Here is a 9,086-nt window from a genome sequence, read left to right as displayed (position 1 = left end):
ACCGCGAGCTGGCGGCAGGCCGCCTCCGAGCGGCCGACGGCCGCGGCCACGTCGGGGAAGCCGAAGTCGAAGACCTCGCGGAGCACGAAGACCGCCCGCTCCAGCGGGCTGAGCCGTTCCAGCAGGAGCAGGGCCGCCATCGACACCGAGTCGGCCAGCTCCGCCGACCGCGCCGGGTCCTCGTACGGGTCGGCGAGCAGCGGCTCGGGGAACCACGGCCCGACGTAGGCCTCCCGGCGCACGCGGGCCGAACGCAGCACGTCGATCGAGATCCGGGTGACCACCGCCGACAGGAACGCCCTGACCGACACCGGCCGGGTCGACGACGCCTCGAAACGCAGCCAGGTCTCCTGCACGGCGTCCTCGGCCTCGCTCACACTGCCCAGGATCCGGTAGGCGATCGAGAACAACAGCGGCCGCAGCTCCTCGAACTCCTCGGTGCCGCTCATGCCAGCTCCTCCCGGAAGCCCTGGCGCCACGAGGGGTGACGCAGCTGCCAGCCGAGCTCCCGCTTGGCCTTGGCGTTGGAGAACCCGCGCCCCTCGGTCATCATCACCACGGCCTGGTCCCCGGCCAGCAGCCGGGCCAGCCACACCGGTACCCGCATCGGCGGCTTCGCGCCCGCGCACGCGGCGAGGTGGGGCAGCCACTCGCTCGCCGGGGCGGGCTCGTCGTCGACGATGTTGAACACGCCGCGCGCCCGCTGCTCCACGGCCAGGACGGTGGCGCCCGCGGCGTCGTCGAGGTGGATCCACGAGCTGTGGCCGGTGCCGCGTCCCACCAGCGGGTACTGCCGCTTGCGGACCAGCTCGACCTGGTCGTCGACGGCGCCCGGGCCGTAGAAGGCGCCGTACCGCATCACCGCTCCGCCGGACCGGAGAACCATCTCCTCGGCGCGGCGCAGAGCCTCCAGCCCGGCCTGCGCGGCCGTCCCCTCCAGGAGGTCCAGCGGGTCCTCCTCGGTCTTCACCCAGCCGCCCTCGCGGATGCCGTTCCAGCTGGCGTAGCCCTGCGCAACCAGGTGCGGCACACCCGCCGCCTCGGCCGCCGCCAGCAGGTGGCTGGTGCCCTCCCGGCGCAGCCGGTTGGTCCGGGCGAACCAACGGTCGGGGTGCTTGATGTCGGGCTTTCCGGCGTGCGCCACGGAGATCGCGGTCATCTGGTGCACGACCGCGTCCGGCCGCGCGGCCGCGACCGCGTCACCGACCTGTTCCGCGTTCAGGCCGTCCATCACGACACCGTCCGCGCCCAGCCGCTGCAGCAGACCCAGCTTGGCCGCGCTCGTCGTGGTCGCCGTCACCTGGTGGCCCCGGGCCACGAGTCGGGGGACCAGCCGCCGCCCCAGCACCCCGCTCCCACCGGCCAGGAACACCCGCATGACCATCACACCTTCCCGATTCCGGAGACTGCCTCCGCACTCGGGGACGAGACAGCCCGTCGGTCTGTGACACGGGGGAGGGCGGGCGACGCTGGGAGCCGGAATCCGCGCTGGCCCGCGTGTCACGGGCCCCGGTAGGGTGACCGCCCGTGGGTCGAGGAAGCCGGGAGTGCTCGTGAGTGCAGCGGAACACACCGGTACGCCGCCCGACCGGGCCTTCGGCAGGGTGTTCGGCGAGGCCGCCGGGCGGTACGACGCGGGGCGCCCGGCGTACGCGGACGCCCTGGTGTCCGAGGTGCTGGCCTACGCGGACCTGCGCGGGGGTGCGGCGTTGGAGGTCGGCGCCGGTACCGGCAAGGCCACCGTGCTCTTCGCCGCCCACGGGGTGTCGCTGACCTGTGTCGAGCCGGATCCGCGGATGGCCGAGGTGCTGCGCCGCAACACCGCGCGGTTCCCGCGCGTGCAGGTGGAGGTGGGCGGGTTCGAGGAGTGGGAGCCGGCCGGCCGCCGGTTCGGGCTGCTGTTCGCCGCCACGTCCTGGCACTGGGTGGATCCGCGGCGGCGCTGGGACGCGGTTCACGCCGCCCTCCGTCCCGGCGGTGCCGTGGCCCTGTTCTGGAACCCGCACGGAGTCGTGGACCCGGACCTGTACGCCGAACTGGCCGAGGTCGACCGCCGCCACGGCGTCGCCACCTCCCCGCACAACGTGCCGGCCTCGTCCTACGGAGCTGACGCCGGCAGCGGCGAGGCTGACTTCTGGCCCGAGGCCGAGTGCCGCCGCGACGGCCGCTTCACCGATCTGCGCGCCTTCCGCTTCCGCCAGGACGTCCACTACGGGACCGACCGCTACCTCGACTTCCTCGCCTCCATCTCGTCGTACCGGGTCCTGCCGGCCGAACGGCGCGAACAGGCCCTGGCCGAGACCGCCCGCCTGCTCGACGCCCGCGGCGGCGGCATCGACATGCTGCACCTCAGTGACCTCTTCCTCGCCCGCCGAAGGGCGTGACGGCCGGCCGGCGTCCGCACGCCCCCCGAGCCGCCTTCGGGGAGCCTTGCGGGCGGGCCGACCGGCCCGCAGCGCGGGCCGCCTGACGCCGCGAAAGCCGGTCGCTCCCTCCCGACGCATCGGCAACACCTCGTCGCCGCCGACCACGGCGGGCGCAGCAGGGCGGAGGTGATCGCCCCGGCCGGCGAGCGGTTCCGTGACGGATGCCCGGCGATCCGCTTGCGGCGAGTTCCGTGCTGATATTCGGTCAGGTCTCCCGCGGCGCGGCACCGGCGGAATGCGGGCGCGTTCGGTGCGCCCTTTCGCGGGGTGGGTCTCCGATTTCGACCGTGCGGTGCCTTCGGTGTGAAGTGCAACCGCTTACCTCATTGGTGCGAACTGCAACCGTCGCGGCTCCCGGGATTCGGCCGGCCCGGGGGACGGACGGCGGCCGATGGCGCTCGCGACGCCGCCCCGTGGCGTTTCCGCCGGTGGCCCGCCCGGCCCCGATCACGCTGCGGCCCCGCAGGGTCATCGGAAACGGCGGAATAACGATTTCCGTCCAGGGGGTATCCGAAATTCGGCACCGGGCTCTAGGCTGCGGCGCGTGTCGATCTTTGGAAGACTTAGGGCTTCCGGCCCGCGCCTGCGCCCGGAACTCGACGATGTCAAGCTCGGTCGTGTGCGGCGAATGCTGAATTCCCCCGGTATGCCGGGGCAGGATGCCATTCAGATCGACCAGGTCGAGCGGATTCTCCAGGAACCCGGTTCGGACTGGGACCGCCGTACCCACCGCTTCGCCGTGCTCGCCGAGGTCGCCTCCCGCTCCGGGATCGGGCGTTCCTGGCGGATACGCCGGCCGCAGTGCGCCGACGCGCTCGTGTTCGAGGCGTGGGTCGAGATGGTCCGCGGCCGGCAGGCCGGGAAGATGGAGGACGCCCGTGCCGCCGGCGAACTCTGCTACCGCGCAGCCGAGGCCGCTCCGGCCGACCCCATCCCCTGGGTGGTGCTGCTCGGGATCCTGCGCGTGATGCGCGCCGACTCGCGCGACCTCTTCGCGGTCTGGGGCGAGATCACCTCGCGCGACCCGTGGAACCGGGAGGCCCATCTGCAGATGCTGCGCTACCTGTCGCCGGAGGAGTGCGGTTCGCGCAGCAGTCAGATGGACTTCGTGGAGACGGTCCGGGCCTCGGTGCCGTCCGCCGCGCCGGCCGTCGGCGTCGAGCTGGCCGCGCTGGTCGACGAGCACTCCCGGACCAGCGCCCAGGGCGGGGTGGAGGCGCTGCTGGTCCGCCGCCAGTGGGCGAACCACCGGGCCGTGCGCATCCTGGACGGCGCACTGCGGGACTGGCCCCGCCCGGGCCACCTCCGCCACGCGGCCGCCCTGGCCGACCTCAACCTGCTCGCCTACGCCCTGGCCCAGGCCGGCCGCGTGCGCGAGAGCGCCGACACCTTCGCCCTGATCGGCGACACGGTCACCGCCTGGCCGTGGACGCTCGACGGCGAGCCGGTCGAGGAGTTCCGCTACTGGCAGTCGAAGGCCTGACACCGCGCCGACCCGACGCCCCGGCCCCGCCGGCCGAACGCTCCGTCCCCCACCGGCCGAACCGCTGCACCCCTGCCGGCTCCCGGTGGGTCGGCGGGTCGGCCGCCCCCGATCGGGCCGCTCCCCCTCCGGCCCGGCTCCCTGACCGGCCCGCCCCCCGGCGGGCCGGTCCGGTGCTCACCCCGGCGGCGTGCGGCAGGTCTCCTCGGCGGTGACGGGATCGTCGACCCGCCGGAGTCGCGGTCGGGTGAGCTTCCTGGACACGTGTCCGGCTATGATGGACACCCGTCCATGAAAATCGGAGGCGATGATGCGGGTCACCGCGGATGTCCTGGTCGGCCTGGTGGCTGCCCTGCATGCGTACTTCCTGGTGCTGGAGATGTTCCTCTGGGAGCGCGCAGCCGGCCGCAAGCTCTCCGGCTTCGACGCCGCACTCGCGCGCGCGACCGCGCCGCTGGCCGCCAACCAGGGCCTCTACAACGGTTTCCTGGCCGCCGGACTGGTCTGGGGCCTCATCGCCGCGGAGCCGACCGGGTTCCAGGCGCAGGTCTTCTTCCTCTCCTGCGTGATCGTGGCGGGCCTCTACGGTGCGGCCACCGCCAACCGCCGCATCCTGATCGCCCAGGCCCTGCCCGGGGCGCTCGCCCTCGGCGCCGTCCTGCTGGCCCGATGAACGCCGCCCAGGACCCCCGGGCCGAGCGCACCCGGGCCACCCTGCGACGGGCGCTGCTGGAGGAGTGCGCGGAACGCCCGCTGGCGGAGGTCAGCGTCGCCGCGCTGGTCCGCCGGGCGGGCGTCGGCCGGGCCACCTTCTACGTCCACTACCCGGACCTGGAGGCGCTGGCGGTGGACGCGTGCGCCGACATCGTCCGCGAGGCGGTGGACGCGCTGCACGCCTGGCGCGGCATCCCGGACCCGGCCGCCCCGCCGGGCGCGCTCACCGGATTCTTCACCGAACTGGTGCCGCACGCCGCCCTCCACCGGGCCCTGCTCACCCCGGGTGGCGGCGGGCCGCTGGGCCTGGTGCTCCGCCAGGAGTTGCGCGAGCGCAGCCGTACCGAGCGGGCGCTGGCGGGAGCCCCGGCGCCGGACCTGGTCGCGTCGGCGGTGGCCGGCACCTTCACCTGCGTGCTCGCGGACTGGCTGCACGGCCGGATCGAGGCCGACCCGGAGCTGGTCGCCCACCAGGTCTGGCGGCTGCTCATCTCGCTCCACCGCACGCCGCAGCTCTGACCGAGCGGACGACGGGCGGGGATACCGGCCGGATGCCACGCGGCGGGCCGTGACCGCCGCGAACCCGGGCGCCGCCCGCCCTCCGTCCCCTCCTGTCGCTCTTGTCCCTCCTGTCGCTCCTGCCGCGGCTCAGAAAGTGTTGGGTAATTGATCAACTCCATGGCGTAGTGCGCTGGCGGTGATCTTCACGGTCGGGCTGTCCGCGAAGATCACCGCCATGTGTGTCTGCGCGTGCAAGCCTTCCTATGACTCGTCGTTGACGGATGCTCAGTGGGCGGTGATCGAGCCGCTGCTACCGGTGCGGGACCCACGGAGGGCGGGCCGTCGGCTGAAGTTCCCGCGTCGTCTGGTCGTGGACACCGTGCTGTACGTCCTGGTCAGCGGTTGCGCCTGGCGGCTGGTCCCGCACGATCTCGCCCCGTGGGACGTGGCCTACCGGTGGTTTCGTGCGTGGACGGCGGACGGCACCTGGGATCGGGTCCACGACGCGTTGCGTGAGCGGGTTCGGGTGGCGGACGGCCGGGATCCGCAGCCCTCGGCGGCGGTGCTGGACTCGCAGTCCGTGCGCAGTCACCAGGGCGGGCAGGCGATCGGCTACGACGCGGGCAAGCGCGTTCGGGGCCGCAAACGGCACCTGCTCGTGGACACCTGCGGGCTGGTGCTGCGGGCGGTCGTGCACTCGGCCTCGGTGCAGGACCGGGCGGGCGCGAAGCTGGTTCTCGCCGGCGTCCGGGACCGGTTTCCGCAGGTCGGGATGGTCTGGGTGGACGGCGGGTATGTGAATGTGGTCGATGCGGGTCTGGTCGGCTGGGCGGCGGAGCGCGAGAACCTGGAGATCGTCGCGGTGCCGCGCAATGCGGATGTGAAAGGGTTCCAGGTGCTGCCCCGCAGGTGGGTGGTCGAGCGGACATTTTCCTGGCTGGGACGGTGCAGACGGTTGGCGAGGGACTACGAGCGCAAGACCGCGCACGCCGAAGCGATGATCAAGGTCGCCATGATCCGGCTCATGGCCGCCCGGCTCGCCGGCGAGGAGATCGAACCACGCGGTCCCATCGAGACCGAAGCAGCCCGCCGCCTCGCCGACGACCTCAAGAACGGGTGATCATCCGATTACCCAACACTTTCTCAGGCGCCGGCGGACCCCCGGGCGCAGTGGCGGGCGACGGTGTCGGCGAACGCGCGTGCCGGCGGGGGGAGGGTGTCCCAGTGGCGCACCGCCCAGCCGGCGGTGAGGACCGGGAGCGCCGGCACCGGGATCAGCCGCAGCCCCCGGCGGCCCGGCGCCTGCCAGTCGGGCAGCGCGGGTACGACGGCATGGCCGAGGCCCAGCTGCGCCAGCAGGATGGCGGTGTCCCAGTCCGCGACGCTGGTGTCGAAGACCGGCCGGATGCCGTACTCCGCGAGCCAGGAGTCGAGTCGGGAGCGGGAGGCCGAGTTCTGGGGCAAGCCGATCAGGCGGGCGTCCTGCAGGTCGGCGGGCTCGATGGCGTCCCGGGCGGCGAGCGGATCGCCATCGGCGACGGCGAGCACCCACGGCAGCTCGACCACGGCGCGCTGCTCGATGCCGCGGACCTGGGAGCCGAGGGTGATCCAGGCCAGGTCGACCCGGCCGGCGGCGAGTGCGTCGAAGCAACTGCGGTTCGAGGTCTCGGTCTGGAACTCCAGGCTGACCTGGGGGAAGCTTCTGCGGAAGTCGACGACCGCCGCGGACATGAAGTGCCGGATGCTGGTGGACCCGGTGGTGACCCGGACGGATCCCCCTGCTCCGCGGGCGAGTTCGCCGATCCGGCGCATCGCCTGGTCGATCCCGCCGAGGCCGTCGGCGACCGCCGTCCGCAGCAGGCGCCCGGCGTGGGTCGGCACGACCCCGCGCGGGTGGCGCTCGATCAGACTGACGCCCAACTCCCGCTCCAGCCGCTTCACATGCTGGCTGACGGCGGACTGCGTGCAGGAGAGGTCGCGGGCGACGGCGCTCAGGGAGCCGGCCTGGCAGACCGCGGCGAAGACGCGAAGGTCGTCAAGAGTCACGGGAACCCAAGGTAATGCTTGGGTGTCTCCCAGTAAACCGGTGGATTGACTTGGGGTTGGCCACGGCTCGATCATCGCTGCATGGCCAAGGGCGGCAACCCGCCGGGCCTCCGCGCGATCCGGACGTGAGGCGGAGGCAGGCGGGTGCCGACCCGCAACACGCCGAGAGGAAACCTCACTTGTCCACCTCACCAGTCGCCGACGACGAGCGCGGAACCGCCGACCGGGACGACCGCGCCGTCCGCGCCGCCGCCCTGCTGCACGACCTCGGCGCGGCGGCCGTCGACCACCCCGGCGGGAACCTGTCGGCCCACCTGGAACGCGTCCACCGCCTACTCGCCGCCTGGGGAGCCCGCCCCGAGCTCCGACTCGCGGGGCTGTGCCACGCCTGCTACGGAACCGACGGCTTCCCCACCGCCCTGCTGCCCGTCGAACGCCGGTCCGAACTGGCGTCGGTGATCGGGGCCGAGGCCGAGAACCTCGTGTACCTGTACGCCAGTTGTGACCGGAACGCGTCCTACCCGACCCTGGCGGACCCGGACGCCGCCTTCCGGGACCGCTTCACCGGCCGCACGTTCACCCCGGACGCCGCGCAGCGGCGCGACTTCGCCGAGCTGTCCGCCGCGAACGAGCTCGACCTCGCACGGACCGACCCGGCGTTCCGCGCGGCCGTCGGGCCCGACCTGCTCGCCCTGTTCACCCGGCTGCGCTCGCTGCTGAGCCCTGCCGCCTGGACGGCCTGCCAGGCCGTCCTGGCCGATCCGTCCCGCCCCGGCGCGGTCACCGCCGACAGCCGCGGCGTCCCCGGCTCGCCCGGCCTCGCCGACGCCCTCGGCCGGCCCGGCTCCCACAGCGGCCTCGCCGGCGCCCGCGACCTCCCCGACGCCCAGGGCACGCCCGGAGCCCCCGCCACCCCCGGCCGTCGCCGGACGGTGGCGGTGCTCGGCCCCGGCGGCGTCGGCGGCCTGCTCGCCGCCCTGCTCTCCCGCGCCGGCCACCGGGTCGTCTGCCTCGCCGGCGAGACCACCGCGCACACCCTGCGCCAGGACGGGATCCGGGTGCACAGCGCGCAGTTCGGCGAGTTCGCCGCCCCGGTGGAGGCCGACACCGAACTCCGCGAACCGGTCGACCTCTGCCTGGTGACGGTCAAGCAGACCAGCCTGGCGGCCGCCCTCGAACGGGTGCCGCCCGGCCTGGTCGCCGACGGTCTGGTCGTCCCGCTGCTCAACGGCATCGAGCACGTGCCCGAGCTGCGCCGCCGGTTCGGTGCGCAGCGGGTCGCCGCGGGCGTGGTCCGGGTCGAGTCGACCCGGGTCGCGCCCGGCGTCGTCGAGCACGGCAGCCCGTTCACCGAGATCGACCTGGCCGGGCCGTCCGAACTGCTCGCCGCGCCGGCCGGGATGCTCCGGGCCGCCGGCGTGCAGACCCGGGTGATCGCGGACGAGTCGTCGGCGCTCTGGGCCAAACTCGCCTTCCTCGCGCCGTTCGCGCTGCTCACCACCCGGTACGCGCTCACCATCGGCCGCGTGCGGACCGACCGCCGGGCGGAGTTGACGGCGCTGGTCGAGGAGGCCGCCGCCGTCAGCCGGGCCTGCGGCGCGCCCGCGGACCCCGAGCGGACCATGGCGCTGTACGACGCGTTCCCGGCCGGTGCCAAGTCCTCGATGCAGCGCGACGCCGAGGCCGGCCGGCCGCTGGAGCTCGACGCCGTCGGCGGGGCGCTCCTGCGCTCCGCGGCGCGGTACGGCGTCGCGGTTCCGCTCGCCACCCGGCTGGTGGCCGAGCTGACGGCAGCAACCGAGGCCCGGGCGGCGAAGACGGCGTGACCGACGCGCGCCTGGGGGAGGCCGGGGACCGCCCCCAGGCGCCGAGCGTCATGACGGTACGTCAGTTCGACGACTCTGCAGCGGCGGTGG

General features: G+C 74.0%; 9 protein-coding genes and 1 pseudogene. 7 read left to right on the top strand and 3 right to left on the bottom strand.

Annotation, left to right across the window (positions count from 1 at the left end; translation table 11 throughout):
- Positions 1–449 (bottom strand): sigma factor (locus MCM47_RS38790; protein WP_305068049.1); only part of this gene is annotated, 449 nt, incomplete at its 3' end.
- Positions 446–1,384 carry an NAD(P)-dependent oxidoreductase gene (locus MCM47_RS38785; RefSeq protein ID WP_238949548.1) on the bottom strand — a complete coding sequence of 313 codons (939 nt, stop codon included), beginning with the start codon at positions 1,382–1,384 and terminating at the stop codon, positions 446–448. The genes MCM47_RS38785 and MCM47_RS38790, both read right to left, overlap by 4 nt.
- A 169-nt stretch (positions 1,385–1,553) precedes the next feature.
- Between MCM47_RS38785 and MCM47_RS38780 the strand changes: the two genes are divergently transcribed.
- The 5 genes from MCM47_RS38780 to MCM47_RS38760 all read left to right on the top strand — a co-directional run bounded on the left by MCM47_RS38780 (position 1,554) and on the right by MCM47_RS38760 (position 6,244).
- Positions 1,554–2,384 carry a trans-aconitate 2-methyltransferase gene (locus MCM47_RS38780; RefSeq protein ID WP_238949547.1) on the top strand — a complete coding sequence of 277 codons (831 nt, stop codon included), beginning with the start codon at positions 1,554–1,556 and terminating at the stop codon, positions 2,382–2,384.
- A gap of 688 nt (positions 2,385–3,072) precedes the next feature.
- Positions 3,073–3,909, top strand: a complete 837-nt coding sequence (locus tag MCM47_RS38775) for a hypothetical protein (protein WP_238949546.1) — start codon at positions 3,073–3,075, stop codon at positions 3,907–3,909.
- A gap of 310 nt (positions 3,910–4,219) precedes the next feature.
- Positions 4,220–4,582 carry a DUF1304 domain-containing protein gene (locus MCM47_RS38770; protein ID WP_238949582.1) on the top strand — a complete coding sequence of 121 codons (363 nt, stop codon included), beginning with the start codon at positions 4,220–4,222 and terminating at the stop codon, positions 4,580–4,582.
- Positions 4,579–5,142 carry a TetR/AcrR family transcriptional regulator gene (locus tag MCM47_RS38765; protein ID WP_238949542.1) on the top strand — a complete coding sequence of 188 codons (564 nt, stop codon included), beginning with the start codon at positions 4,579–4,581 and terminating at the stop codon, positions 5,140–5,142. The genes MCM47_RS38770 and MCM47_RS38765 overlap by 4 nt, the downstream gene beginning before the upstream one ends.
- 217 nt (positions 5,143–5,359) lie before the next feature.
- A complete protein-coding gene (locus MCM47_RS38760; RefSeq protein WP_238949581.1) occupies positions 5,360–6,244 on the top strand; it encodes an IS5 family transposase in 885 nt (294 codons plus the stop codon).
- Between the two features lie 23 nt (positions 6,245–6,267).
- Here MCM47_RS38760 and MCM47_RS38755 read toward each other — a convergent pair whose 3' ends face one another.
- Complete coding sequence (locus MCM47_RS38755) at positions 6,268–7,170, bottom strand: LysR family transcriptional regulator (protein ID WP_238949535.1); 903 nt, start codon at positions 7,168–7,170, stop codon at positions 6,268–6,270.
- Between the two features lie 14 nt (positions 7,171–7,184).
- On the opposite strand from MCM47_RS38755, the pseudogene MCM47_RS44215 reads away from it, so the two are divergent.
- Both MCM47_RS44215 and MCM47_RS38745 read left to right on the top strand, forming a co-directional pair.
- Positions 7,185–7,619, top strand: a pseudogene (locus MCM47_RS44215) (HD domain-containing protein); the annotation flags it as partial.
- A gap of 483 nt (positions 7,620–8,102) precedes the next feature.
- A complete protein-coding gene (locus MCM47_RS38745; protein WP_238949580.1) occupies positions 8,103–8,996 on the top strand; it encodes a ketopantoate reductase family protein in 894 nt (297 codons plus the stop codon).
- Positions 8,997–9,086 lie beyond the last annotated feature (90 nt).

The organism is Kitasatospora sp. A2-31, from assembly GCF_022288725.1.
Taxonomy (GTDB): domain Bacteria; phylum Actinomycetota; class Actinomycetes; order Streptomycetales; family Streptomycetaceae; genus Kitasatospora.
The sequence above is the reverse complement of the archived record's forward strand: the minus strand, read 5'-3'. Positions and strand labels throughout refer to the sequence as shown.

Excerpts from the sequence above, each read along its gene's own strand:
- MCM47_RS38785 (WP_238949548.1), bottom strand. The coding sequence starts at position 1,384 with ATGGTCATGCGGGTGTTCCTGGCCGGTGGGAGCGGGGTGCTGGGGCGG.
- MCM47_RS38760 (WP_238949581.1), top strand. The coding sequence starts at position 5,360 with ATGTGTGTCTGCGCGTGCAAGCCTTCCTATGACTCGTCGTTGACGGAT.
- MCM47_RS38770 (WP_238949582.1), top strand. The coding sequence starts at position 4,220 with ATGCGGGTCACCGCGGATGTCCTGGTCGGCCTGGTGGCTGCCCTGCAT.
- MCM47_RS38775 (WP_238949546.1), top strand. The coding sequence starts at position 3,073 with ATGCCGGGGCAGGATGCCATTCAGATCGACCAGGTCGAGCGGATTCTC.
- MCM47_RS38765 (WP_238949542.1), top strand. The coding sequence starts at position 4,579 with ATGAACGCCGCCCAGGACCCCCGGGCCGAGCGCACCCGGGCCACCCTG.